The 25,948-nt window shown below is 72.1% G+C and carries 22 protein-coding genes and 1 riboswitch; of the genes, 18 read left to right on the top strand and 4 right to left on the bottom strand.

All coding sequences use genetic code 11. From position 1 onward, the window contains the following. Positions 1-53 precede the first annotated feature (53 nt). From AB0J76_RS15645 to AB0J76_RS15635, 3 genes are read left to right on the top strand one after another with little or no spacing between them, the layout of a single operon-like run. On the top strand, positions 54-2,090 hold the full coding sequence (locus AB0J76_RS15645; protein ID WP_352329671.1) for an N-acetylneuraminate synthase family protein: 2,037 nt from the start codon (positions 54-56) through the stop codon (positions 2,088-2,090). Between the two features lie 3 nt (positions 2,091-2,093). Further along, complete coding sequence (locus AB0J76_RS15640; RefSeq protein ID WP_352329669.1) at positions 2,094-3,080, top strand: glycosyltransferase family 2 protein; 987 nt, start codon at positions 2,094-2,096, stop codon at positions 3,078-3,080. Further along, a complete protein-coding gene (locus AB0J76_RS15635; RefSeq protein WP_364389724.1) occupies positions 3,080-4,315 on the top strand; it encodes a polysialyltransferase family glycosyltransferase in 1,236 nt (411 codons plus the stop codon). Before AB0J76_RS15640 ends, AB0J76_RS15635 begins: the two co-directional genes overlap by 1 nt. Here AB0J76_RS15635 and AB0J76_RS15630 read toward each other — a convergent pair. Together AB0J76_RS15630 and AB0J76_RS15625 are read right to left on the bottom strand one after the other, a co-directional pair. Continuing rightward, positions 4,299-5,477: a DUF6716 putative glycosyltransferase gene (locus AB0J76_RS15630; RefSeq protein WP_352325805.1), complete on the bottom strand. Its 1,179-nt coding sequence runs from the start codon at positions 5,475-5,477 to the stop codon at positions 4,299-4,301. The genes AB0J76_RS15635 and AB0J76_RS15630 overlap by 17 nt on opposite strands. Then, the gene (locus tag AB0J76_RS15625; protein ID WP_352325804.1) at positions 5,474-6,418 is read right to left on the bottom strand and encodes a hypothetical protein; all 945 of its coding nucleotides are present in this window, start codon (positions 6,416-6,418) and stop codon (positions 5,474-5,476) included. The genes AB0J76_RS15630 and AB0J76_RS15625 overlap by 4 nt, the downstream gene beginning before the upstream one ends. 97 nt (positions 6,419-6,515) lie before the next feature. Here AB0J76_RS15625 and AB0J76_RS15620 point away from each other — a divergent pair, with 97 nt between their 5' ends. The 3 genes from AB0J76_RS15620 (at position 6,516) to AB0J76_RS15610 (ending at position 9,275) form a co-directional block, all read left to right on the top strand. After that, positions 6,516-7,337 carry an aldo/keto reductase gene (locus AB0J76_RS15620; RefSeq protein WP_352325803.1) on the top strand — a complete coding sequence of 274 codons (822 nt, stop codon included), beginning with the start codon at positions 6,516-6,518 and terminating at the stop codon, positions 7,335-7,337. A 19-nt stretch (positions 7,338-7,356) separates the two neighbouring features. Beyond that, entirely contained in the window at positions 7,357-8,310 is a 954-nt protein-coding gene (locus AB0J76_RS15615; RefSeq protein ID WP_352325802.1) for a Gfo/Idh/MocA family oxidoreductase, read from the top strand. Positions 8,311-8,427: 117 nt separating this feature from the next. Beyond that, positions 8,428-8,565, top strand: a riboswitch (cyclic di-AMP (ydaO/yuaA leader). Positions 8,566-8,570: 5 nt separating this feature from the next. Further along, positions 8,571-9,275 (top strand): CHAP domain-containing protein, encoded by a 705-nt coding sequence (locus AB0J76_RS15610; RefSeq protein ID WP_352325801.1) that lies wholly within the window; start codon positions 8,571-8,573, stop codon positions 9,273-9,275. A gap of 54 nt (positions 9,276-9,329) precedes the next feature. Here the strand turns inward: AB0J76_RS15610 and AB0J76_RS15605 are convergent, their stop codons facing one another. Continuing rightward, on the bottom strand, positions 9,330-10,148 hold the full coding sequence (locus AB0J76_RS15605; RefSeq protein ID WP_352325800.1) for a class I SAM-dependent methyltransferase: 819 nt from the start codon (positions 10,146-10,148) through the stop codon (positions 9,330-9,332). A 161-nt stretch (positions 10,149-10,309) separates the two neighbouring features. Between AB0J76_RS15605 and AB0J76_RS15600 the strand changes: the two genes are divergently transcribed. From AB0J76_RS15600 to AB0J76_RS15560, 9 genes are all read left to right on the top strand, one after another. Continuing rightward, positions 10,310-10,738 (top strand): YciI family protein, encoded by a 429-nt coding sequence (locus tag AB0J76_RS15600; protein ID WP_352325806.1) that lies wholly within the window; start codon positions 10,310-10,312, stop codon positions 10,736-10,738. A gap of 45 nt (positions 10,739-10,783) precedes the next feature. Beyond that, positions 10,784-12,076: an RNA polymerase sigma factor gene (locus AB0J76_RS15595; protein WP_352325799.1), complete on the top strand. Its 1,293-nt coding sequence runs from the start codon at positions 10,784-10,786 to the stop codon at positions 12,074-12,076. 364 nt (positions 12,077-12,440) lie between these two features. Continuing rightward, positions 12,441-13,781, top strand: a complete 1,341-nt coding sequence (locus AB0J76_RS15590; RefSeq protein WP_352325797.1) for an extracellular solute-binding protein — start codon at positions 12,441-12,443, stop codon at positions 13,779-13,781. A gap of 56 nt (positions 13,782-13,837) precedes the next feature. After that, positions 13,838-14,794, top strand: a complete 957-nt coding sequence (locus AB0J76_RS15585; RefSeq protein WP_352325796.1) for a sugar ABC transporter permease — start codon at positions 13,838-13,840, stop codon at positions 14,792-14,794. Beyond that, positions 14,791-15,621 (top strand): carbohydrate ABC transporter permease, encoded by an 831-nt coding sequence (locus AB0J76_RS15580; RefSeq protein WP_352325795.1) that lies wholly within the window; start codon positions 14,791-14,793, stop codon positions 15,619-15,621. Before AB0J76_RS15585 ends, AB0J76_RS15580 begins: the two co-directional genes overlap by 4 nt. After that, complete coding sequence (locus tag AB0J76_RS15575; RefSeq protein ID WP_352325794.1) at positions 15,618-17,027, top strand: GH1 family beta-glucosidase; 1,410 nt, start codon at positions 15,618-15,620, stop codon at positions 17,025-17,027. The genes AB0J76_RS15580 and AB0J76_RS15575 overlap by 4 nt, the downstream gene beginning before the upstream one ends. After that, entirely contained in the window at positions 17,008-18,006 is a 999-nt protein-coding gene (locus tag AB0J76_RS15570; protein WP_352325792.1) for a LacI family DNA-binding transcriptional regulator, read from the top strand. Before AB0J76_RS15575 ends, AB0J76_RS15570 begins: the two co-directional genes overlap by 20 nt. Before the next feature lie 54 nt (positions 18,007-18,060). Further along, complete coding sequence (locus AB0J76_RS15565) at positions 18,061-18,888, top strand: aldose 1-epimerase family protein (protein ID WP_352325791.1); 828 nt, start codon at positions 18,061-18,063, stop codon at positions 18,886-18,888. Positions 18,889-18,906: 18 nt separating this feature from the next. Beyond that, positions 18,907-19,899, top strand: coding sequence for an aminoglycoside phosphotransferase family protein (locus AB0J76_RS15560; protein WP_352325790.1), 993 nt, complete (start codon positions 18,907-18,909; stop codon positions 19,897-19,899). On the opposite strand, the gene AB0J76_RS15555 is transcribed toward AB0J76_RS15560, so the two are convergent. Then, complete coding sequence (locus AB0J76_RS15555; protein WP_352325789.1) at positions 19,846-22,089, bottom strand: M64 family metallopeptidase; 2,244 nt, start codon at positions 22,087-22,089, stop codon at positions 19,846-19,848. The genes AB0J76_RS15560 and AB0J76_RS15555 overlap by 54 nt on opposite strands. A gap of 77 nt (positions 22,090-22,166) precedes the next feature. Here AB0J76_RS15555 and AB0J76_RS15550 point away from each other — a divergent pair, with 77 nt between their 5' ends. The 3 genes from AB0J76_RS15550 to AB0J76_RS15540 all read left to right on the top strand — a co-directional run bounded on the left by AB0J76_RS15550 (position 22,167) and on the right by AB0J76_RS15540 (position 25,812). Then, positions 22,167-23,114 carry a LysR family transcriptional regulator gene (locus AB0J76_RS15550; protein ID WP_364389718.1) on the top strand — a complete coding sequence of 316 codons (948 nt, stop codon included), beginning with the start codon at positions 22,167-22,169 and terminating at the stop codon, positions 23,112-23,114. Positions 23,115-23,209: 95 nt separating this feature from the next. Beyond that, positions 23,210-24,406 (top strand): FAD-dependent oxidoreductase, encoded by a 1,197-nt coding sequence (locus tag AB0J76_RS15545; protein WP_352329458.1) that lies wholly within the window; start codon positions 23,210-23,212, stop codon positions 24,404-24,406. Between the two features lie 68 nt (positions 24,407-24,474). Beyond that, positions 24,475-25,812, top strand: coding sequence for a class II 3-deoxy-7-phosphoheptulonate synthase (locus AB0J76_RS15540; RefSeq protein WP_352329459.1), 1,338 nt, complete (start codon positions 24,475-24,477; stop codon positions 25,810-25,812). Positions 25,813-25,948: the final 136 nt, after the last annotated feature.

Genomic DNA, 25,948 nt, shown 5'->3' with positions numbered 1-25,948 from the left:
CAATCCGGGCCCTTAGCTTCTGGGTGCGATCCGATGCACTGAGGAGAAGTCACTTGCGAGTCCTGGCCGTTGTTCCCGCCCGCGGAGGTTCGGCGGGCGTTCCCCTGAAGAACCTCGCCCTGGTCGGGGGCGTCCCGCTGGTCACCCGCGCGGTACGGGCGTGCCTGCGGGCCGAGCTCGTCGACCAGGTCGTGGTCAGCACCGACCACCCGCAGATCGCCGAGACCGCCCGCGCGGCGGGGGCGACCGTGGTGGAGCGGCCCGCGGAGCTGAGCGGCGCGACCGCCTCCAGCGAGTCGGCCGTGCTGCACGCCCTGGACGCGCTCGGCGCGGACCCGGACGTGGTCGTCCTGGTGCAGTGCACCAGCGCGTTCATCGACCCCGAGGACCTGTCGGCGGCCGTGCGCAAGGTCCTGGACGGCGAGGCCGACTCGGTCGTGTCCGGGCTGCCGACGCACGAGTTCCTGTGGACGGCCGCGGGCGCGGGCGTCAACCACGACCCCGCCGTACGGCAGCGCAGGCAGGACCGCGAGCCGCAGTTCCGCGAGAACGGCGCCTTCTACGTCATGCGCACCGCCGGCCTGCGCGAGCACGGCCACCGCTTCTTCGGCGAGGTCGCCGTGCAGCCGGTGCCGCCGCAGCACGCCATCGAGGTCGACGACCCCGAGGACCTGGAGCTGGTGCGCGCCCTGGCGCCGTTCATCGACAAGCCCGAGCCGATCGACGTGGACGCGGTCATCACCGACTTCGACGGCGTGCACACCGACGACCGCGCCTACATCGACTCCGACGGCCGGGAGATGGTCCTGGTCAGCCGCTCGGACGGGATGGGCGTCGCGCTGCTGCGCCGCTCCGGGGTCAAGGTGCTGGTGATGTCCACCGAGCAGAACCCGGTCGTGGCCGCCCGCGCCCGCAAGCTGGGCGTGCCCGTGCTGCAGGGCCTGGCCGAGAAGCGCATCGTGCTGCGCGACTGGCTGGCCATCGAGGGCCTGGACCCGGCGCGGGTGGCCTACGTCGGCAACGACGTCAACGACCTGGGCCCGATGGCCGAGGTGGGCTGGCCGATCGCCACCCCCGACGCGCACCCGCGCGTGCGCGCCGCCGCCCGCGTGGTGCTCACCAGGCCCGGCGGCTCCGGCGCGGTGCGCGAGCTGTGCGACCTGGTGGTGGCCGCCCGGCCCGAGCCGCCCGTCGCCGAGGCCAAGGCCCGGCCGCGGCTCGGCCCGGTCGCGATCGGTGACGTGCTGGTCGGCGACGGCGAGCCGGTGTACGTGATCGGCGAGATCGGCATCAACCACAACGGCGACCTCGACCTCGCCCGCCGGCTCATCGACGTGGCGGCCGACGCGGGCTGCCAGGCGGTCAAGTTCCAGAAGCGCACCCCCGCGATCTGCGTGCCCGAGGAGCAGAAGGGCCAGATCAGGCAGACGCCGTGGGGCGAGATGACGTACCTGGAGTACAAGGAGCGCACCGAGTTCGGCCACGACGAGTACCGGCAGATCGCGAAGTACTGCGACGAGCGCGGCCTGCACTGGTTCGCCTCGCCGTGGGACGTGCCGTCCGTGGAGTTCCTGGAAGACATGGACGTGCTGACGCACAAGATCGCCTCGGCCAGCGTCGCCGACCACGAGCTGCTGCGCGCCCTGGCCGCCACCGGCAAGCCGCTCATCCTGTCCACCGGCATGTCCACGCTGCCGGAGATCGACCAGGCGGTCGAGATCCTCGGCACCGACCGGCTGATCATGATGCACGCCACCTCCACGTACCCGCTGCCGCCGGAGGAGGCCAACCTGCGCACGATCACCACGCTCAAGGAGCGCTACGGCGTGCCGGTCGGCTACTCCGGGCACGAGCGCGGCCTGCAGATCTCCCTGGCCGCGGTCACCCTGGGCGCGGTCTGCGTCGAGCGGCACATCACGCTCGACCGCACCATGTGGGGCTCCGACCACGCCGCCTCGCTGGAGCCGTCGGGGCTGGAGCACCTCGTCCGCGACATCCGCATCATCGAGCAGGCCATGGGCGACGGCGTCAAGCGCGTCTTCCCCGGCGAGGAGGCGCCCAAGGCCCGGCTGCGCCGGGTGACCGTCTGAGTCATGACGCCGACCACTCTCTCCGTCGTCGTGCCGGTGCGTGACGGTGAGCGCTTCATCGCCGACGCGCTCACCTCGCTCGCCCGCAACGCCCGGCCCGACTTCGAGTTCATCGTCGTGGACGACGGCTCCGTGGACGCCACCCCGGACATCATCGCCGACTTCGCCCGCGACCTGCCCGGCCTGGCCGTGCTGCGCAACCCCGCCCCCGTGGGGCTGGCCGACGCCCGCAACACCGGGCTGTCGGCCGCCTCGGGGCGGTTCGTCACGTTCATGGACGGCGACGACTGGCTGGCGCCCGGCTACCTGGCCGGGCTGGTGGCGGCCATCGACGGGCTCGGCTGCGACTTCGTGCGCGTCGACCACGTCCAGGTGGAGGGGCGCAGGCGGGTGGTGCACCGGGCCCCGCTGTCGCGCCGCGGCGTGGTGCTCGACCCCCGCTCGGCGATCCTGCCGGCCGGGGAGCGGACCATGGTGGACTACCCGTACGCGTGGGCCGGGGTCTACCGGCGTTCGCTGCGGGACCTGCTGCACTTCCCCGGCTCGCTGCACACCGCCGAGGACCGGCCGTGGATCTGGCGGCTGCACCGGGAGGCGGCCACGTTCGCGGTGGTGCCGATGGCCGGGGTGTTCTACCGGCGGCTGGTGTCCGGGTCGCTGACGCAGGTCGGCGACGAGCGGCAGCTGCACTTCTTCGACGCCTTCGAGCTGGTCCTCAAGGACCTGGAGCCGGAGTTCCTGCCCAAGGCGGCGCGCAACTTCTGCGCGCTGCTGGCCCACCACCTGGAGCTCGCGGGCCGGTTCACGCCGGCGTTGCGCGCCCGGTTCGAGGAGCGGGGCGCGCAGATGGTCCGCGGCCTGCCGCCCGACCTGGTGGCCGACGCCGTGTCGCGGATGGCCGTCGAGCGGGAGGCCGTGCTGCGCGCCCTGGTTCCCGACATTGCCCCCAGCCCCCACGTCCGGATCCGCCGGGATCGGGAGGATTCCTGATGAAGGTCTTCTACGCCTCGACGCTGTTCGGCGCGATGTCGCTGGCCGCGGCCATCGACGACGGCCGCTTCGGCGCGGGCCGGCGCGTGCTGATCGTGTCGAACAACGCGGCGATCCCCGAGGTGTCGGTGCCGCTCGACGCCACGCCCGGCTTCGCCGCCCTGCGCTCGCGCTTCGACGAGGTGCACTCCTGGAACGAGCTGATCGCCCCGCTGCACCCCTCCGACTGGCGGGCGCGGGTCATCGAGGTGCCGATGTTCGAGCGGCTGATCCGCTCCCACCTGGCGCTGGACGACGTCGAGGAGCTGGTGCTGGAGTCGATCGCGGTGCCGCCCGCGCGCACGATCGCCGGCCTGGTGCGCGACTGCCCGATCACCGTCTACTCCGACGGCCTGATGAGCTACGGGCCGACCCGCGACCCGCTGCCCGCGGAGATCTCCCGCCGCATCGAGCGGCTGCTCCACCTCGACCTGGTGCCCGGCCTGACCCCGCTGCTGCTCAGCGAGTACGGCGTGCCGTCCGTCATGCTGCCCGAGAAGCGTTTCCTCGCGGTCGTGGACGAGGTGGCCGCCACCGCGCCGGACATGCCCGGTGGGCAGGCGGTCGTCCTGGGCCAGTACCTGTCGGCGCTGGAGATCGTCACGCCGGAGGAGGAGGCCGGGCTGCACGCCTCGATGCTGCGCGCGCTGGCCGCCCGCGGCTGCACCGACGTGGTGTTCAAGCCGCACCCGGCCGCCGGCCGCCGGCACGCGCAACTGCTGCGCGCGGCGGCCGGGCCGCTGGGGGTGCGGCTGACCGTGGCCGGGGAGAGCGTGCCGGCCGAGGTGTGCTTCGCCGCGCAGCGCCCCGAGCTGGTCGTGGGCTGCTTCTCCACCGGCCTGGTGACCGCCCGGCGCTACTTCGGCCTGCCGGTCGCCTCCTTCGGCACCGGCCTGGTGCTGGACCGGCTCACGCCGTACGAGAACAGCAACAGGGTGCCGGCCACGATCGTGGACGCGCTGCTGCCACGGTTGAACGCCGACGGCGTGATCGACGAGCCGCCGCGCACGGACCTGCCCGCGCTGGTGCGCGCGGTGGGCTACTGCATGCAGGCCGACGCCTATCCCGAGCTGCGCCCGTCGGGCGTCACGTTCGACGGGCGCTACTTCAAGCGCAAGCGCCTGGAGACGCTGGGGCTGGCCGAGCCGCCCTCGGCGCTGTCCAGGCTGCGCAGGAAGATCAGGTCAGCGATCTGAGGTAGCGGCGCACCCGCCGCTTGGCCCGGTAGCCCGCCCGCAACATCGTGGGCGGCACCTCCACCCGCAACCTGGCCCGGCGGCGGGCCGCGGCGTGCTCGGGGCCGTCCAGCAGCGAGCGGGCGGGCGGGCGCGCCCCGTCCGCGGCCAGGCCGGTCAGCAGGGCCGCCCAGTCGTCACGGCCGGCCGGGTGGAAGTAGTTGGCCTCGCACCAGCGCGGCTCGGCCGTGCGGAAGTCGCCCAGGGCCAGGTCGTCGAGCGTGCCGAGCAGGCCGCTGCCCTCGAACACCAGGTTGATCATCTCGGCGCTGACGCCGAAGTCGCTCAGCACCAGCGACGGCACGCCCATGGCGACGGCCTCCAGCGCGGCCGTCGAGCTGACCGTGACGAACCCGGCCGCCCGCGACAACTGCTCGTGCATCGACCCGGCCGCGAACGTCAGCCTGCCCGGCTCGCCCATCTCGCGCCACAGCCGCTGGTAGTGGTGGCGTTCGTTGTGGGTCTGGCGTTCGTGCTCCAGGGCGCGCAGCTTGACCACGACGTCCAGGCCGGGGCGGCGTCCGGCCAGCTCGGCCAGCGCCAGCAGCACCCGCTCGCGCTCCTCGCGCGCCCGCGGCACCTTGGCCTGGGTGGCGAACACGACCCGATCGCCGCCGCCGGACGCCGCGCCGGGCCGCAGGAACGGCAGCCTGGCCAGCCCGACCGCCCCTCCCCCGCCGAGCCGGCCGGCGATCCCGGAGAACTCGGCCACCTCGCGCTCGCTGTGCACCACGAACAGGTCGCAGCCGCTGCGGAACAGCCACGCCTTCTCCGTGGCCGGGACCGAGATGCCGGGCAGCCCGCTGACGAACACCGGCCGTGCCCGGCCCGCCGGCCGCAGCCCGGCCAGCACGTCGGCCACCAGGACGTCCACCACCGGGCCCGTGCAGCCCACCAGGATCGCGTCGGGGCGGGTGCGCTCGGCCAGGCGGCGCAGCGAGCGCGCCGACAACACCGGCGGCGCCGCGCGCCCGCCCACCGCCGCCGCGATCTGCTCCGGCGAGGGCGCGATCGGGGTGCGCACCACCACCAGCTCGCTCTCGCAGCCCGCGGGCAGGTCGTCGAGCAGGCAGGCCGCCCACTTCAGATACGAGTCGGAGTCGGCTACCGCCAGCACCCTCACCTGGAAGCTCCTGTCAAATGCGATCGCAGGCCGGGGGCCGCCCTGCTCGTCCACCAGTCGTCGGGAACGTCCACCGGCTCGACCTCGACGCCGCGCGGGCCGAGCAGCACCCGCAGCGAGGTGATCGCGGTCGAGGGCAGGCTGAGCACCCGCTGGCCGGCGTCGAGGCCGCGCAGCGTCAGCTCGGCCGGCACGCCCGCGTCGTGCACGGTGATGCCGGGACGTTCGCCGATCAGCGCCAGGTCCACGGGGTCCTCGCGGCGGTGCGGGTAGTAGGCCAGCGGCTCGCGCCCGGCCAGCTCGGTCAGCCAGCGCAGGTAGTGGTCGCGGTGGACCAGGCCGTTGCGGACCAGGGAGGTGCCGAGGACGACCGTGCGCTCGGCGGGCCCCTGGGCGCTCGGCGGCTGGGCGCGCAGCCAGGCGAAGTCGTGGCGGACGAGGTCGACGCCCGCCTCCCGGACGGCCGCGGCCAGCTCGTCGGGGACGGGCAGGGCGGTGAAGACCGACACCCGGCTCATCCGCAGCCGCAGCGCGGCGGCCAGGCCCAGCAGGGCGCGCGCCCGCGAGGGGGTCGCCCGCGCCCGCAGCAGCGGCCGGAACGGCCCGGCGGCCAGCAGTTCGAGCAGCCTGAGCGTGGCCAGGCCGTCGTCCACGACGACGATGCGGCCGGGGTCGGAGGTCAGCCAGCGCATCTGGACCTTGCCGGAGAACGCGTCGCCCACGGCCTGGACGCGGCGCGGCATGCGCTCGCGCGGCTCGTCCAGCAGCAGGCCGGCGGGCAGGTCGAGGCGGCGCAGCTCCTTGCGGGTGGCGCGCAGCGGGCGCAGGCCGGCGCGCGGCACGACCACGGTGTCCGGGCCGAGCAGCCCGGCGTGGTGGGCCTCGACGGCGCACAGCATCTGGAGCGGAGACTCCACCCAGGCCGACGCCTGTCTGACCACTCTGTTTCCCCCAGCCGGTGGATGGCCTTGCACGACCCGCCTCAAGGTAGCCCGGCCTGCTTAAGCCGCAAGAAACGACACGTGAACAATGGAGGGTATGAACTCGCTGATGCTCAACACCGACGGTGTGCAGATACCACAGCTCGGCTTCGGCGTCTGGCAGGTCTCTGCCGACGACGCCGAGCACGCGGTGACGACCGCGCTGCGCGCCGGATACCGGCACGTCGACACCGCCGCCGCCTACGAGAACGAGGAGGGCGTCGGCCGGGCCGTGCGCGCCGCCGGGGTGCCACGGGAGAAGGTGTTCGTCACCACCAAGCTGTGGAACGGCGACCACGAGCGCGCCGAGCAGGCCTTCGACGAGAGCCTGGCCCGCCTGGGCCTCGACTACGTAGATCTTTTCCTGATCCACTGGCCGGCCCCGCAGCAGGACAGGTACGTGCAGGCCTGGCGGGCGCTGGAGAAGATCTACCGGGACGGCCGGGCCAAGGCCATCGGGGTCTCCAACTTCACGGTCGCCACGCTGACCCGGCTGATGGAGGAGACCGACATCACGCCGTCGATCAACCAGATCGAGCTCCACCCGTACTTCCAGCAGCGCGAGATGCGGGCCTTCCACGAGGCCAACGGCATCCTGACCGAGGCGTGGAGCCCGCTCGGGCAGGGCAAGGGGCTGCTGGCCGACCCGGCGCTGCGCGTGCTGTCGGAGAAGTACGGCAAGACGCCCGCCCAGATCGTGCTCCGCTGGCACCTGCAGCTCGGCAACGTGGTGATCCCCAAGTCGGTCACGCCGTCGCGGATCGAGGAGAACATCGACGTGTTCGACTTCATCCTCGACACCGAGGACATGGCGGCCATCGGGGCGATGAACGCGGGGCGGCGGATCGGGCCCGACCCCGACTCGTTCAACCTGACCTGAGCGCTCTACGATCTCGGTCGTGCGAGATTTCACCTGGGGAATAGCGGCGACCGGCGGCATCGCGCGTACCGTGGGGGCGGCCATCGTGGCCGAGCCCGGCATGCGGGTGGGCGCCGTCGGCTCGCGGAGCCCGCTCAGGGCGCGGGCGCTGGCCGACGAGCTGGGCGCGGAGTCGGCCTACGGCTCCTACGAGGCCCTGTGCGCCGATCCGGCCGTAGACGCGATCTACGTCGCCACGCCGCACGCCCAGCACCTGGAGGTGGCCGAGGCGGCCATCGCGGCGGGCAAGTCGGTGCTGTGCGAGAAGCCGCTGGCGGCCGACGTGGCCGACGCCGAGCGCATGGTGGCGCTGGCCCGCGCGGCCGGGGTCTTCCTCATGGAGGCCATGTGGATGCGCTTCAACCCGCTCATCCAGCAGGTGGCGGCCGACCCGCGCTTCGGTGAGATCCGGTCGGTGCGGGCCTCGTTCGGCTTCGCGCTGCCCTACGACCCCGCCCACCGGCTGTGGGCGCCGGAGCTGGGCGGCGGGGCCCTGCTCGACCTGGGGATCTACCCGTTCGGGCTGGCCCAGCTGCTGCTCGGCATGCCCGCGGAGCTGCGCATGGCGGGCTCGCTGGCGCCCAGCGGGGTCGACGCCGAGGCCGGCGGGCTGCTGCTGTACCCGGACGGGCGGCGGGCCCTGGTCGACGTGTCGCTGCTGGCACATCACGCCAACGACGCGAGCGTGGTGGGCACGTCGATGCGGGCCGACATCCTGGCGCCGTTCTGGGCGCCGCAGCGGGTGCTGCTGTCGGGGCCGTCGATGGAGACCGAGGAGCTGGTGCTCGACCCGGCCGACAACGGTTACGCGGGCGAGCTGCGCGAGGTGCGCGCGGCCACGGTCGAGGGCCGCACGGAGAGTGCGATCATGCCGCTTGACGAATCCCTTGCCATGATGGGGCTTCTGGCCGAGGCGCGGGCGCAACTCGCCTAGCTGGACCTTTAGCCACTTGCCTGACTCTTGCCCGGTGTATTACCTTGTGGGGCATCTCGCGGCAGACGTCCGGTTTGTCCGGCTTTGTCCAACCATCGCACGACATTTCACAGGATCGTCCTGTGACCGCTGAATCCGCCTCCGGGCGGAACCGGGGACCCACGTCCTTTGGGGTGAATCGGCACTTCGGTGCCGTAGGGCAGCTTCCACGTCCGAACCCGTCAGCTAACCCGGTAAGCGGCATGGAAGCAAGGAGTCACATGCCCTCGATGGCCAAGCACCGTCCTATCCGTGCCCCGAAGATCACCTACGCCCGCGCCGCGCTCGGCGCGGCCGTCCTCGCCTCCGCCCTCGGCGCCCACGCCACCGCCGCCGCCGCCGACAGCGCCGGCCCGGCCGCCGCGACCGGCCACTCGGCCGTCGCGCCGCAGGCCGCCGCTCACACCCGCAAGGCGGAGGAGACCCAGGTCAACGTCACCGCCCAGCAGGTCCTGGCGATGGCCAGGGCCCAGGTCGGCACCTCCGAGAACGCCTACGGCGGCGGAACCAAGTTCCAGAAGTGGTACGCCGACTCCCAGCGCGCCGCCGAGACCATCGCCCGCGACGGCGGCACCCGCGCGATGTACCTGAACGCCCCCTGGTGCTCGATCTTCGTCTCCTGGGTCGGCGAGCACACCGGCGCCCGCCCCCAGGTCGGCTGGGACGCCTGGACCGTGGCCCACGCCAAGTGGTTCGCCGCCAACGACCGCTGGGGCACCGAGGCCAAGCCCGGCGCGGTGGTCTTCTTCTCCTGGGGCGGCAGCAAGAGCCTGGACGCCATCCAGCACGTCGGCTTCGTCGTCAAGGACAACGGCGACGGCACGATCTCCACGATCGAGGGCAACACCGGCAACGGCAAGGTCGAGGAGCGCGTCCGTCCGAAGTCGCAGGTCGTCGGCTACGGATACCCCCAGTACGCGAGCTGACCTCCCGCCGCTCCGAGCGCGCGTCCCGCACGAGGGACGCGCGCTCGCCGCGTCTCAGGGCCGGACCGCCACCAGCGAGTAGAGGATCGGCAGGTGCGAGTCCCCGAACGGGAACCGGTACCGGCCGTCCGGGCCCTCGGGCAGCAGGCCGCGCGGGTCGAGGTCGGTCTCGACGTGCTCGCCCAGCTCGGCCACCGTGAACCCGGCGCGCGCCGCCGCCGTGACGATCTCCCCCACCGAGTACGGGTACTCGACCGCCTCATGCGTCTCGGTCACCACCGCGGCGTCGGCGTACGTGCCGGTCACCGTCTCCTTGTGGGCCTGGCCGCCGCCGTAGGGCCAGTCGGCCACCAGCGGATCGAGCGAGGCCACCGTCTGGTAGGCCGGATGCAGGTCGACCAGCACCAGCCGCCCGCCGGGCCGCAGCGCCATGGCCGCGCCGCGCATCCAGGCGTCCAGGTCGCCGATCCAGCACAGGACTCCGTACGTGGCCACCGCCACGTCGAAGCCGCCGGCCAGCTCCGCCGGCAGCCGCTGCGTGTCGGCCTCCACGAACGTGGCCGCCAGCCCGGCCCTGGCCGCCAGGTCGCGGGCGCGCTCGACCGCCACCGGGGAGAAGTCGACGCCGGTCACCCGCGCTCCGAGGCGGGCCCAGCTCAGCGTGTCCAGGCCGAAGTGGCACTGCAGGTGGAGCAGGTCCCGGCCGGTGACGTCGCCGGCCAGGCGGCGTTCGAGCGGGTAGAGCGTCTGCCGGCCGGCGAGGAAGGCGTCGACGTCGTAGAACCGGTCGGTGGAGGTGGAGCCGTGGACGCGGGCACGCTCGTCCCACAGGGCCCGGTTGGGGACGGGGGCGTCTTGTGCGGGTTGGGGCATGGGGCGAGGATGGCACATCGGCCACCCGGCCGCACGACCGGTACGGTGCCCTGGAAGCGGACGGCCCGTGCCCTTGTCGATCCGGCCGGCGCCCGTTCGACGCTTCGGCGAGGCCGGCTCCGCCCCGGGGCCGCGGACGGAAGGACGCCAGGGTGAAATTCATGATCGTCGGCAGGGCCAACGGGGAGACCGAGGCCGGGGCGCTGCCCAGCCAGGAGCTCGTCGACAACATGCACGCCTACAACGAGGCGCTGGCCAAGGCGGGGGTGCTGCTGGCCGCCGAAGGACTCTACCCGAGCTCGCAGGGCGCGCAGATCGCCTACAGCGGCGGCCGGGCCACGGTGATCGACGGCCCGTTCACCGAGGCCAAGGAGCTGATCGCGGGGTTCTGGCTGATCCAGGTGAAGTCCAGGGAGGAGGCTCTGGAATGGGCCATGCGCGTGCCCGTCCCGGAGGGCTATGACGGCATCGGCCTGGACGTGTGGCGGGTGTACGACGCCTCCGACGCGCCCGACGCGGCCTCGTCCGACCCGGCGGAGATCGAGCGGGAGAAGGCCATGCGCCGGCGTCTGGACGGGCGGGAGAGCTGACCTCGCCTTGCGGACCCAGGACGGTGCTGGTGTCATGAGCCGGTGATGGCTTCCGACACCCACCGGGCGATCGAGGCGGTCTGGCGGATCGAGGCCCCCCGGCTCATCGCCGGCCTGGCCGGGCTGGTCCGCGACGTCGGCCTGGCCGAGGAGCTGGCCCAGGACGCGCTGGTCGCGGCCCTGGAGCAGTGGCCGGAATCGGGCGTGCCACGCAACCCGGGCGCCTGGCTGATGACGGTGTCCAAGCGCCGCGCCGTCGACCTGATCCGCAGGAACGAGCGGATGTCCCGCAACCTGGCCGAGCTGGGCCACCGGCTGGAGACCGCCGCGGAGCCGCCCGAACCCGACGAGATCGAGGACGACCTGCTGCGGCTGGTCTTCACCGCCTGCCATCCGGCGCTGTCGATGGAGGCGCGGGTGGCCCTGACGCTGCGGGTGCTCGGTGGCCTGAGCACCGACGAGATCGCCCGCGCGTTCCTGGTGCCCGAGCCGACCGCCGCCCAGCGGATCGTGCGGGCCAAGCGCACCCTGGCCGACCGGAAGGTCCCGTTCGAGGTGCCGCAGGGCCCCGAGCTGGCCGGACGCCTGTCGTCCGTGCTGGAGGTCATCTACCTGATCTTCAACGAGGGGTACTCGGCGACCGCGGGCGACGACTGGATGCGGCCCGGCCTGTGCGAGGACGCCCTGCGGCTGGGCCGCGTGCTGGCGGGGCTGATGCCCGCAGAACCGGAGGTGCACGGGCTGGTCGCGCTCATGGAGATCCAGGCGTCCAGGGCGGCGGCCCGGGTGGGGCCGTCCGGCGAGCCGGTGCTGCTGCTGGAGCAGGACCGCACCCGGTGGGACCGGCTGCTCATCGGGCGCGGGCTGGCGGCCCTGGCCCGAGCCGAGCAACTGGCCGAGCAACTGGCCGGGGAACGAGACCGGGAGCGAGACAAGGAACGGGCCGGGGAGCCGGCGGGCGCGGCGGGGCCGTACACGCTGCAGGCCGCGATCGCGGCCTGCCACGCCCGCGCGTTCGACCCCGGCGACACCGACTGGGTGCGCATCGCGAGCCTGTACGAGGCGCTGGCCCGCCTGGCCCGCTCCCCCGTCGTCGAGCTCAACCGCGCGGTGGCGCTGTCGATGGCCTACGGCCCGGCGGTGGGCCTTGACCTGCTCGACCAGATCGTGGACGAGCCGTCACTCAAGGGCTACCACCTGCTGCCGAGTGTCCGCGGCGACCTGCTGTTCCGGCTGGGCCGGCACGAGGAGGCGCGGGCCGAGTTCGAACGGGCTGCCGCGATGACCCGCAACTCCCGCGAACGCGCCCTGCTGCGCGAACGCGCCGCCGCCTGCTGAGCGCCGCCTCCCCCGACCGCGTGGCGCCGAGGCGGTCACTGGACCGCTCCAGAAGACCGTCACGCTCCGTGACAGCGGGACCTGACCGGGAGCAAGCCCGCAGTGTCCGGGCGACATGCCCTTGATGCGGCACGAAAGATGTCTCTTGAGGTGGGAGCGCTCCCAAACGGCCCTTCACACCCTTCATCCCCTTAAATCCTGATTACGGGGGGCAAAACGCACGATTGGTAACGGTTCCGTTTCGGCGGATTGACGGACACAGCCGGTAAGTGCACCCTTTGTGGGAGCGCTCCCAAACACTCCCACCGCGGCGGAGCGCATGCCGCGGTGCACCTCCCATCAGTCACCCGAGAAGGGGTCTCCCATGATGATCAGCAAGCGTCGCGGTCTGGCCGCGGCCTCAGCCCTGGCCGCGGCGGCGCTGACCGTCGCGTCGTGCGGCAGCGGCGACACGCCGGCCGCCGGCAACAGCCCCGCCTCCTCCGCGGCGGCGGCCGAGCCCGTCACCATCCGGGTGCAGACCTTCGGCGGCGGCTCCAACTTCGGCTACAAGAACGCCATCGCGAAGTGGAACGCCGAGCACAAGGACATCCAGATCAAGGAAGAGCACCTGACCGACCAGTTCGAGCAGCAGTACTGGCCCCAGATGATCCAGTGGCTGCAGTCGGGCAACGGCGCGGGCGACGTCGTCGGCATCGACGAGGGCGGCATGGGCCTGGCCAAGGCGCACCCCGAGTGGTGGGCCGACCTCAAGGAGTACGGCCTTGAGGGCCGCAAGGCCGATTACCCCGCCTGGAAGTGGGAGAACGGCGTGACGGCCGACGGCAAGATCTTCGGCCTCGGCACGGACATCGGCGGCATGAGCCTGTGCTACCGCACGGACCTGTTCAAGAAGGCCGGGCTGCCCACGGACCGCGAGAAGGTCGCCGCCCTGTGGCCGACGTGGGACGACTTCATGAAGGTCGGCCAGCAGTTCCAGGCGAAGGTGAAGGACACCAAGTTCACCGACGGCACCAACACCCTCTACAACGTGGTGCTGTACCAGGAGGCGGCCAAGAACGGCAACGTCGCCTACTTCGACAAGGACAACAACCTCATCGTCGACAAGAACCCGGCGGTGAAGGCGGGCTTCGACTTCGCCTCCAAGCTCAGCCAGTCCGGCCTGACGGCCAAGCTGCGCAACTTCACCGACGAGTGGGCGGCGGGCACCCAGAAGGGCGCCTTCGCCACGGTCGGCTGCCCGTCCTGGATGCTCGGCGTGGTCTCCGGCAACGCCGGTGACGGCATGAAGGGCAAGTGGGACGTCGCCTCGGTGCCCGGCGGCGGCGGCAACTGGGGCGGCTCGTGGGTGGCCGTGCCCAAGCAGTCCAAGCACCCGAAGGAGGCCGCGCAGGTCGCCGACTACCTGACCAGCGCGCAGACCGAGGCGAGCATCTTCACCGACTTCGGCAACATGCCGAGCAACAGCAAGGCCCAGGCCGACGCCGCCGTGCAGGGCGCGAAGAACGAGTTCTTCAGCGACGCCCCGATCGGTGAGATCTTCGCCAAGTCCGCGGAGAGCCTGCAGCCGGTCTTCCTCGGCGTGAAGCACGCGCAGGTCAAGAACGCGGTCGAGTCGGTCATCCAGGGCATGGACGACGGCTCGGTGGCCTACGACAAGGCCTGGCAGCAGCTGGTCGACGACGCGGTGAAGGCCGCGGGCTGATCTTGCTCCGCCCGGCCCGCGACTGGCGGGCCGGGCTTGCCGCCGAAAGGTCTGTTATGAGCTTCGACTCTCATCCGCGGCCGGCGCGGGGCAACCGTCGCCGCGCCCGCCCACCCGGCCGCCTCTGGCGTTCCCGACTCGACGTCAAGGCCATGCCGTACGCCCTGGTGTCCCCGTACTTCCTGCTGTTCGCCGCCTTCGGGCTGTTCCCGCTGGCCTTCACGCTCTACTACTCGCTCTACAAGTACAGCCTGACCGGCGAGACCAAGTGGGCCGGGCTGGGCAACTACGCCGCGCTGCTGGCCGACGAGGACTTCTGGAACGCCGTCACCAACACCGTCGGCATCTTCCTGCTGGCCACGATCCCGCAGATGCTGATGGCCCTGTTCCTGGCCAACGCGCTGAACAAGAAGCTGCGCTGGCGCCTGCCGATCCGCATGAGCGTGCTGCTGCCGCTGGTCACCTCGGTGGTCGCGGTCGCCGTGGTGTTCACCCAGCTGTTCGCGCGCGACTGGGGCCTGGTCAACTGGGTCCTGGGCTGGTTCGGCGGGGACAAGATCAACTGGCGGGCCGAGCGTTTCCCGTCCTGGCTGGCCATCGCCGCGATGGTCGACTGGCGCTGGACGGGCTACAACGCCATCATCTTCCTGGCCGGCATGCAGACGATCCCCAAGGACCTGTACGAGGCGGCCGCCATCGACGGCGCGTCCCGGCGGCGCCAGTTCTGGCAGATCACGCTGCCGATGCTGCGCCCGACCATGATCTTCGTGGTGCTCAACTCCACGATCGGCGGCCTGACGCTGTTCTCCGAGCCGACCACCTTCTACAACGGCAACGTGGACGGCGGCTCGCAGGGCCAGTTCCAGACGGTGGCGATGTTCGTCGTCAAGCAGGGCTTCCGCGAGTTCGACTACGGCTATGCCGCGGCGGCCGCCTGGCTGCTGTTCCTGCTGATCCTCATCGGCGCGGCCGTCAACTTCCTGTTCGTCCGGCGGATCGGAGGCGCCAAGTGACCGGCTGGAAACCGACCGTCATGACGCGGGTCATGCTCGGGGTGGCCATCTTCCTGTCGGCGTTCCCGCTGTACTGGATGCTCGTCATCGCCTCGCGCACGAACTCCGACGCCGTGTCGGTGCCGCCGAAGTTCCTGCCCGGCGGCAACCTCGGCGAGAACATCGTCGCGGTGCTGGAGAACGAGGACGCGCACTTCCTGCTCGGCCTGACCAACTCCTTCGTCAGCGCGGCGATCGTCACCGTGTCCGTGGTGATCATCTCCACGCTGGCCGGGTTCGCCTTCGCCAGCCTGCAGTTCAGGGGCCGCAACATCCTGCTGCTGCTCGTGCTGCTGACGATGGCGGTGCCGCTGCAGCAGATGGGCGTGGTCCCGCTCTACCGCATGATGGTGAGCCTGGAGTGGACCGGCACGCTGAAGGCCATCATCCTGCCGTACCTGCTCAACGGGTTCGGCGTGTTCCTGATGACCCAGTACACGCGCCAGGCCGTGCCGAACGAACTGGTCGAGGCGGCCAGGGTGGACGGCGCGGCGACGCTGCGGATCTGGTGGAACGTCGTGCTGCCGGCCGTGCGTCCGGGCATGGCGGTGCTCGGCATCAACACCTTCATGCTCATGTGGAACGACTACATGTGGCCGCTGATCGTGCTGACGCCGGACAACCCGACCGTGCAGATCGCCATCAACTCGCTCAACGCGCGCTACTCGACCAGCTACTCGCTGATCTTCGCGGGTACCGCGCTGTCCATCATTCCGCTCATCGCGGTATTCGTCGCATTCGGCCGCCAGATCGTCGGCGGACTCATGGAAGGTGCGGTCAAGGCGTGACGACACAAGAGGAACAGATTCGTCCCGGGCTGCGCTTCCCTCCCGGTTTCGCGTTCGGCGCGGCCACCTCGGCGTACCAGATCGAGGGCGCGGTCACCGAGGACGGACGCGGCCCGTCCATCTGGGACACCTTCACCAAGACCCCGGGGCGGGTGCTCAACGGGCACCACGGGGACGTGGCCATGGACCACTACCACCGCTACCGGCAGGACGTCGCCATCATGGCGGACCTGGGCCTGACGGCCTACCGCTTCTCGGTGTCCTGGCCGCGGATCCAGCCGACCGGCTCGGGCGCGGTCAACCAGAAGGGCCTGGACTTCTACAAGCGGCTCACCGACGAGCTCCAGAACAACGGCATCGACCCGTGGCTGACCCTCTACCACTGGGACCTGCCGCAGGAGCTGGAGGACAAGGGCGGCTGGCCCAACCGCGACACGGCCTACCGCTTCGCCGAGTACGCCACGATCGTGCACGACGCGCTGAAGGACCACGTCCACACCTTCAGCACGGTCAACGAGCCATGGTGCGCCGCGTTCCTCGGCTACGCCTCGGGCGAGCACGCCCCGGGCCGGCGTGAGCCGCGCAACGCGATCAGGGGCGCGCATCACCTCAACCTCGCCCACGGCCTGGCCGTCCAGGCGATGGACGCGCGCCGCGCCGGCGGCTGCGTCAACCTGTACGCGATCTCCCCCGAGACCGGCAGCGAGGCCGACCTGGACGCGGCCCGCCGTATCGACGGCCTGCAGAACCGGTTCTTCCTGGACGCGCTGCTGACCGGCCGCTACCCCGAGGACGTGCTGTACGACATCCCGATCGACGACGACCTCGTGCGGCCGGGCGACATGAAGATCATCAACGCGCCGATCGACGTGCTGCTGGTGAACTACTACAGCCGCTTCACGGTCTCCGGCGCGCCCGGCGGCAAGGCGTCGGCGGCGGCGGCCCCCACGGACACGGCCTCGCCGTGGGTGGGCAGCGAGCACGTCTCGTTCGTCAACGGCGGCCGGCCGGTCACCGCGATGGGCTGGGAGATCGACGAGGACGGCCTGGTGGAGGTGCTCACCCGGGTGGCGCGGGACTACCCGCCGATCCCGATGGTGGTCTCCGAGAACGGCGCCGCCTTCGACGACGTGCTGGCCGACGGCCGCATCCACGACGCGCAGCGGCAGGCGTACGTGGAGGCGCACCTCGGCGCGTGCCGGCAGGCGATCGACGCGGGCGTGCCCCTGCAGGGCTATTTCGCCTGGTCGCTGATGGACAACTTCGAATGGGCCTGGGGCTACGGCAAGCGTTTCGGCCTGGTCCACGTCGACTTCGACACCCAGGAGCGGCTGCTGAAGGACAGCGCGCACTGGTACTCGGAGATCATCCGGCAGAATAGGCGACATGAACCGACCGACTCTTGAGGCAGTCGCGGCTCGGGCCGGTGTGGGCCGGGGCACGGTGTCGAGAGTCATCAACGGCTCGCCGAACGTCAGCGCCAAGGCCCGCGAGGCCGTCGAGCTGGCCATCCGCGAGCTGGGCTACGTGCCCAACAGGGCGGCGCGTGCCCTCGTCACGCGCCGCACGGACACGGTCGCCCTGGTGGTGTCGGAGTCCCAGTTCCGGGTCTTCGACGAGCCGTACTTCGCCGGCACCATCCGCGGCATCGGCTCGGCGCTGGCCGAGACCGGGCTGCAGCTGATCCTGGCGATGGCGCGCTCCCCCGAGGAGCACGAGCGGCTGGAGACCTACCTGACGGGGCAGCACGTCGACGGCGTGCTGCTGCTGTCGCTGCACGGCGCCGACCCGCTGCCGGGCAGGCTGGAGGAGATGGGCGTGCCGACCGTGCTCGGCGGCAGGCCCGTCGGCCTCGACCCCTACAGCTTCGTGGACATGGACAACAGGGCGGGGGCCCGGCAGGCGGTCAAACACCTGCTGGGCCTCGGCCGGGGCGCGATCGCCACGATCGCCGGCTCCCAGGACATGGGCGTGGGCGTCGACCGTCTGGCTGGCTACCGCGACGCGCTGCTGCCCTCGGGGCTGCCGGAGATCGTGGCCTTCGGCGACTTCTCCGAGGAGAGCGGCGCCACCGCCATGCAGGAGCTGCTGGAGAGCCATCCCGATCTCGACGCGGTCTTCGCCGCCTCCGACCCGATGGCGCTGGGCGCGATGCGCGTGCTCAAGGCCGCGGGCAAGGCGATCCCGGGCGACGTCGCCGTGATCGGCTTCGACGACTCCAAGGCCGCGCTGCACGCCGATCCGCCGCTGACCACCGTCCACCAGCCCACGGAGGCCATGGGCCGCCAGATGGCCCAGCTCCTCGTGGCCCGCATCAACGGCGAGGAGCTGCGTCAGCCCGTGGTGATCCTCGACACGCACCTGGTTCGCCGAGAGTCTGCCTGACCAGGCGTTATCCTGGCCCGGCTGCTCGCACGCCCGACGAAAGGACCTTCTCCCGTGCCCCAGCTCGAAGGCGGCGGCTACACCGCGCAGATCAGCCCGCGCGGCGCCGCGCTCAGAACGCTCCGGCACGGCGGGCGTGACCTCGTGACGACCTGGCCCGAGCAGGGCCCGGTCCCCTACTTCGCGGGCACCGTCCTGGCCCCCTGGCCCAACCGGGTGGGCGGCGCCGGCTACGCCTTCCAGGGCCGCTCGCACCGGCTGGAGGTGACCGAGCCCGATCGCGGTCACGCGCTGCACGGCCTGGTCGCCGTCGTCGACTGGAAGGTGGCCGAGGCCGAGGCCGATCGGGCGCGCCTGACGTACGAGCTGGCCGAGGCGCCCGGTTACCCGTTCACGCTGGCGCTGTCGGCCGAGCACCGGCTCGACGCGGGCGGCCTGACCACGACGGTCACGGCCCGCAACACCGGCGAGGCCGACGCCCCCTACGGCTGCGGGCCCCACCCGTGGCTGCTGGGCGAGGAGCTGGAGCTGCCCGCCGCCCGCTACCTGACGACCGACGACCGGCTGCTGCCGGCCGGCCTGGCCGACGTCGCCGGCACCCCGTACGACTTCAGGAAGCCGCGCCCGGTCGGCGACACCGTGATCGACCACGCCTTCACCGGGCTCGACCGCGGCGAGGTGCGGGTGGGCGCGGTGCGCGTCGGCTGGGACCCGGCGGTGCTGCCGTGGGTGCAGGTGTGCACGAGCCGGCAGCTCGGCTACGAGGGCGTCGCGGTCGAGCCGATGACCTGCCCGCCCGACGCCTTCAACTCCGGCACCGACCTGGTCGTGCTGCGGCCGGGCGACGAACACGTGGCGAGCTGGACGATCAGCGTCGCCTGAACCCGGAAGGGGCCTCGCGTGGACAGCAGGACCAAGCGCCGCTTATCGCCCGCCGAGCTCGACGCGCTGGCCAGACGGGCCGTGGGCGCGGGCGTCTTCACGGCCGTCGAGCTGACCGACGGCTACGCCAACGCCGTGTGGCGGCTGACCCTGGAGGACGGCCGCGAGGTGGTGCTCAAGCTCTCCCCCTCGCCCGACCTCGACCAGCTCAGCTACGAGCGCAACCTGCTGCGCATGGAGGCGGCCGCCTACGAGCTGGCCGCCGCGGCGGGCGTGCCCATGGCCGAGCTGCTGGTGGCCGGGTTCGACGACCCGGTGCTCGGCGGCGACTACCTGATGCTGACCGCGCTCGACGGCGTCTCCTGGAACGACGTCAAGCCCGAGGGCGAGCAGGCGCTGCGCCGGGAGCTCGGCCGTCACCTGGCCGCCTTCAACGCGGTGACCGGCGAGGTGTTCGGCTACCCGCACGCCGGGATCGTCGGCGCCACCTGGCGGGAGGCGTTCCTGGCCATGGCGGGCGCGCTGCTGGCCGACACCGAGCGTTACCCGGCGCCGCTGCCCCGCCCGGCCGCCGAGATCATGGCGATCTTCGAGCGGGCCGCGCCGGTGCTGGACGAGGTGACCACGCCGTGCCTGGTGCACTTCGACGTGTGGGCCGGGAACGTGTTCCTCGACCTGACCGGCGAGCCGCGCATCCAGGCGATCATCGACCACGAGCGGGCGTTCTGGGGCGACCCGATCGCCGAGTTCGTCACCCCGACGATCTTCGACGAGCTGCGCGAGGACGACCCGCTGCTGGCCGGCTACCGCGAGGTGACGCCGCTGGAGCTGACCTCCTCGGCCCGCGTCCGGCTGGACCTGTACCGCGCCTACCTCTACCTGATCCTGCTGGTGGAGAACGGACCCCGGCAGTACCCGGAGTCCGAGTACGCCAGGGTCCGCGATCTGGCCGTCAGCTCACTGACGGACGTCCTGGACCGCCTCGTACGGCTTCCCCTTGACGCCCGCTGACAGCTTGCCGCACTGACCGCCGCCCGCGCCGTTCACCTGGTTCGGCACGCCGAGGTCGGCCGGCCCGGGGGTGTTGCCGGTGCAGGCGAGCGCGCCCTTGACCGTGACGCCCGACAGGATCGGCGCGGTGTTGCCGGTGAGCACGGCCGCGCCGCGCAGCTCGGCGCCCACGACCGTGAGCCGGCCCGCGCCGGTGACGCTGAGCGCGCCGTCCACGCGGGTCCTGATCAGGTGCACGGCGGCGGGCCCGGCGGCGGTGAGGGTGCCGCTGATCCGGCCGCCGTCGGTCACCAGCGAGGCGCCGGCCTTGACCGTGACCGGGCCGCTGACCTGGGCGTCCTTCAGGCAGGTGACGCCGTCGGCCACGGTGAGCGGGCCGCGGTGCGCGCCGGTGACCGTGCGGTCGCAGGCGGGCGGCGGGGCGATGGTGGTGACGGTGAAGCTCTTGGCCTGCCCGTAGTTGCCGGCGGCGTCGATCGAGCGGTACTCGACGGTGTGCCGGCCGCGCGGCAGCTTGCCGTAGACCAGGGAGTCGATGACGGTGCCCTGCTCGGTGAACGTCCAGGGCAGCTCGGAGGAGGTGGGCCAGCCGAAGTAGTTGAACCAGCCGTCGCCGTCCACCCGGGACTCCGAGACCACGTAGCCGTCGCGGTCGTCGTCGCCGGTGAGCTTCATCGTGAACGGGCCGTTGTAGACGTAGGTGTCGCCGGAGCGGGCGAGCGGCTCGGACAGCTCGTACCCGGTGGTGGGCTCGGTGGCGTCGACCTGCCAGGTCAGCGTGGTGGCGCCGAGGGTGGCGGTGAGGGTGTGGGCGCCGGGCGTCAGGTCGGCCGCGCCCAGGTCGAACTCGGTGCCGGTGCCCGCCGGCCGGCCGTCCAGCGCCCAGGTGACGGCCGGGACGGACGCCGCCGGGTGGGTGGTCTCGACGTACACGACGGCGTCGCGCCCGGCCGGGCGGTCCGTCGGCGTGGACGACACGACGGCGGCCTGGACGCCGTCGGGCGGCGTGGTGAGCGTGGTGTCCACGGTCCAGGTGCGGGTCTTGCTCATGGCGGTCCGGATCGCCGGGTCCCGGACGAACTCCGTGGGGTCGGCGACCGTGGCCGTGACCGTGTGCGTGCCCGCGGCCAGGCCCAGCGTGCGCAGGTCGAGGACGTCGGCGTCGCCGGGCAGGTTCTTGCCGTCCACGGCCCAGGTGGTGGTCAGCGAGTGCCCCACCGGGCGCATCGGCTCGACCCAGAGCACCCGGTCGGCCCCGACGGGCGCGGCGGTCGGCGTGGAGTCCTGGATCAGCGTGGTCTTGGCGGTGATGCGCTGGGTCATGACCTCGCGGCTGACCTGGTCGAAGTAGTAGCCGAGGGTCTTCATCATGGAGTGCCTGCTCGGCCGCCACACGCCGCTGGTGTAGTACAGGCCGCCCTCGTAGCGGGCGATCGGGCCGCCGGACTCGCTGTCCTCGCCCAGCCACCGCCACCACTTCCGGCGCTGGTCGAGCATCTGCTGCTCGGTCAGCAGGCTGTGGTGCGCGCTGGAGGGCTCGGAGCCGCCGTAGGTCCCGCCGGGGACGCCGCGCTGGTAGTAGTCGTACTCGTCCTGCAGGCCGCCCAGGGAGTGGCCGAGCTCGTGCGGGCTGATCAGGGCGGACATGGAGTTGCTGCCCGAGGCGGTGGCGTAGCTGCCGCCCGCGCCGCCGTAGGTGCCGCTGTTGGCCAGGGCGAGGATCTGCCGGTTGCCCGACGTCGTCCCGGTGACCAGGTTCGCGAACCGGGTGGCGGCGGAGTTGTCCATGGTGATCAGCCGCTGCACGCTGCCGGGGTTGCAGCCGCCCCAGAAGCCCATGCTCAGCGGGGTGGTACGGCGGGGCGCGTCCAGGCCGGGGTCGCAGCTCACGCCGGACTCGCCGGAGACGATGTCGATCCGGTAGACGTTGATGTAGTCGCGGTAGGTCTTGAACGGCTCGATCGACCACATCACGTTGAGGTGCCGGTCCACGTCGGCCCGGAACTTCGCCTGCTCGGCCTCGGTGTAGCCGTCGCCCATGACGATCAGGTTGAACCGCTTGGCCGGGGCGCCGGTGACCTGGACCGGCACGACGGTGGCCGCGCCGGGCCCGTCGGCGGCCGCCGACGCATGGGCGGATGGGACATGGAGGACGGCGGCGGCCAGTACCAGGGCCGCGAATCTACGCATGTCATGCACTATCGGCCGGATAGATCCGGCAGTCTCATCCCATAAGGGCATAACTCCGGAGTGATAGCTTCTGCGGGATGCAGCTCGAACTGAGACATCTCAGGACGCTGCGCGCCATCGCCGACCACGGCAGTGTGACCAGGGCCGCGGCGGCGCTCGGCGTCTCCCAGCCCGCGCTCACCGCCCAGCTCGGACGGATCGAACGCCTGCTCGGCGGGGCGGTCTTCACCCGCGACCACCGCGGCGTGGCGGCCACCGCGTTCGGGGAGTTCGTGCTGGCCAGGGCGCGGGTGGTGCTCGCCGGGGTGGACGACCTGCTGGCGGCGGGGCCGTACGAGCTGGCCGGGCAGGCGATCCGGGTGGGCGGCTTCGAGAACCCCGTCGTCGTGCCGCTCGTCGCGAACCTGGCGGGCGCGCTGCCCGAGGCGCGGATCACGCTGCAGACCGAGCACTACGTCCGGGTGCTGGTGGACATGGTGGCCAACGGACGGCTCGACGTGGCGCTGGTGGCCGACTACCCCGACCACGAGCTGCGGCCCGGCCCGGCCATGGGGATGGGCGTGGTGGCGGTCGAGCCGGTGTTCGTGGCGCTGCCCGCCGCCCATCCGCTGGCCGGGCGTGCCGAGGTGGAGCTGGCCGAGCTGGCGGGCGAGCCGTGGGTGTTGCCGCCGCCCGACGGGATGGGCTGGCCGGAGCACCTGCTGGAGGCGTGCCGGCGGGCCGGTTTCACGCCGCGCGGGCGGTACCAGCTCGTGGAGGCCGGGGTGCGGCGGGAGCTGATCGCGGCCGGGCACGCGGTGTCGGCCTGCCAGGCGCTCTACGACCCGGGCGAGCGGGTGTCGGTGCTGCCGCTGCGCGGGAACCCGCTGTGGATGCGTCAGGTGCTCATCTGGCGGTCGTCGTTCGCCGCGCACGCGCCGGCGCTGCTGGAGAGCGCCCGCGCGGCCCACGCCGCCGTGGCGGCCCGCAGCCCGGTCTACACGGCCTGGACGGCCCGCTACGGCCGTCCGCCCCTCCCCTCCTGACCCGGCTCCCCCCACCGCCGCTCCGGGCCCGCCGGAGCGGCGCGGGGGCTTGCTCATTTCCGGGGACGTGACACAATCTCATTGGGTGATGAATTATGACGTGTGTGATAGCCGGAGGCGGCCCCGCCGGGGCCGTGCTCGGACTGCTGCTGGCCAGGGCCGGCGTCGAGGTCACGCTGCTGGAGAAGCACGCCGACTTCCTGCGTGACTTCCGCGGCGACACGATCCACCCCTCCACCCTGCGCGTGCTGGCCGAGCTCGGCCTGGCGGAGGACTTCCTGCGGCTGCCCCACCGCAAGGCCCACGAGCTGCGGCTGGTGACCGACACCGGCGACATCAGGCTCGCCAGCCTGCGCGGCCTGCCGGGCGGCTACGACTACATCGCGTTCGTCCCCCAGTGGGACTTCCTCAAGCTGGTCACCTCGGCCGCGAGCGCGTACCCGAACTTCCGGCTGCTGATGAACGCCGAGGCCCACGACCTGATCCGGGAGGGCGGGGCCGTGCGCGGGGTGCGCTACCGCGACCCGTCCGGCGAGCACGAGCTGCGCGCCACGCTGACCGTGGCGGCCGACGGACGGCACTCGGCGCTGCGCGCCCGCGCCGGCCTGGTCCCCCAGGACCTGCACGCGCCGATGGACGTGGTCTGGTTCCGCCTCCCCCGGCACGACGACGACCCCGACGACACGTTCCTGCGCGTCTCCAGCGGCCACATGATGGTCGCCATCAATCGCGAGACCTACTGGCAGCTCGCCTACCTGATCCCCAAGGGCGGCTTCGGGCGGCTGACCGAGCAGGGCATCGACGCCCTCAGGCGGCCGGTGGCCACGCTGCTGCCGTACCTGGCCGGCCGGGTCGGGCAGATCGAGGGCTTCGACGACGTCAGCGTGCTCACGGTCGCGCTCAACCGGCTGCGCCGCTGGCACCGCCCCGGCTTCCTGTGCATCGGGGACGCGGCGCACGCCATGTCGCCGGTGTTCGGGGTGGGCATCAACCTGGCCGTCCAGGACGCGGTGGCCGCCGCCAACCTGCTGGCCGCGCCGCTGGCCGCGGGCCTGCCGATCCCCGAGTCCCTCCTGCACCGGCTGCAGCGGCGGCGCATGCTGCCCACGCGGGTCACCCAGGCGGCCCAGCGGCTGGTGCAGAACCAGGTGATCACGCCGGCGCTGGGGCGGCGGTTCGACGCGTCCGGGATGCCGCGCGACCTGACCAGGATCCCGCTGTTCAACCGGCTGCCGCGGCGTTTCATCGGCCTCGGGGTGCTGCCTGAGCATGTGAAGTCTCCCGAAAGCTGATAAATGCATTCTCACAACGTGGACAAGGGGGTCGGTGGGCCCGGGTCAGTGGAATACCCTCGTATCTCGTGAGCAGCAATCTCGTGGATCTCGATTCCTGGCGAGCCCTCCCCGCGGCCCAGCAGCCCGACTGGCCCGATCGCGGTGAGCTCGACAAGGTCGTCGCCGAGCTCGGCGGCCTGCCCCCGCTCGTCTTCGCCGGCGAGTGCGACCAGCTCAAGAGGCAGCTGGCGGCCGTCTCGCGCGGAGAGGCGTTCGTCCTGCAGGGCGGCGACTGCGCCGAGACCTTCTCCGGCGCGACCGCCGACAACGTGCGCAACAAGCTCAAGACGTTGCTGCAGATGGCGATCGTGCTGACCTACGCGGCGAAGGTGCCGGTCGTGAAGATCGGCCGGGTGGCGGGCCAGTTCGCCAAGCCTCGGTCGAAGGGCACCGAGATCCGCGACGGCGTGGAGCTGCCGGCCTACCGGGGCGACATGGTCAACGGGTTCGAGTTCACCCCCGAAGCCCGCGAGCCCGACCCGTGGCGGCTGCTCAAGGCGTACCACTCCTCGGCGGTGACGCTCAACCTGGCGCGCGCCTTCACCAAGGGCGGCTACGCCGACCTGCGCCAGGTGCACGCCTGGAACCAGGACTTCGTGGCCGAGTCGCCCGCCGGGCGCCGCTACGAGCAGCTGGCCCGCGAGATCGACCAGGCGCTGGCCTTCATGCGGGCCTGCGGGGCCGAGCCCGAGGAGTTCCACACGGTCGAGTTCTACTCCTCCCACGAGGCGCTCATCCTCGACTACGACCGGGCGCTCACCCGCATCGACTCGCGCACCGGCCTGCCCTACGACGTCTCGGCGCACATGGTCTGGATCGGCGAGCGCACCCGTCAGCTCGACGGCGCGCACGTCGACTTCTTCGCCGGCATCCGCAACCCGATCGGCGTCAAGCTCGGGCCGACGACCTCGCCGGAGGAGGCGCTGGCGCTGATCCAGAAGCTCAACCCGGACAACGAGCCCGGCCGGCTCACGTTCATCACCCGGATGGGCGCGTCCAAGATCCGTGAGCACCTGCCCACCCTGGTCAAGGAGGTCACGGCCGCCGGCGCCCAGGTGGCCTGGATCTGCGACCCGATGCACGGCAACACCTTCGAGGCGCCCAGCGGGCACAAGACGCGCCACTTCGACGACGTGCTCGACGAGGTGGCCGGGTTCTTCGAGGTCCACCGCGCGCTCGGCACCCACCCGGGCGGCATCCACATCGAGTTCACCGGCGACGACGTCACCGAGTGCGTGGGCGGCGGCCACGAGATCGTCGAGGGCGACCTCGGCACCCGCTACGAGACGGCCTGCGACCCGCGGCTCAACCGCGGCCAGTCGCTCGACCTCGCCTTCCGCGTGGCCGAGCTGTACCGGGGCTGACGCAGTATCGGGGCTGAGCCGTACCGGGAGCCGCAGCGCTGAGGGCGGCGTGCTCCCGGGCTGGGCCGGTTCCGCGTGGCGCGTGTTCGTGACGCGCGCCGCGCGGACAACCGAACCGAATTCCGGTGCGGGCGGG

It is taken from the genome of Nonomuraea sp. NPDC049624, from assembly GCF_040675255.1.
GTDB lineage: Bacteria > Actinomycetota > Actinomycetes > Streptosporangiales > Streptosporangiaceae > Nonomuraea.
Note: the sequence above shows the minus strand (reverse complement) of the source record. Positions and strands in the feature narration are given on the sequence as shown.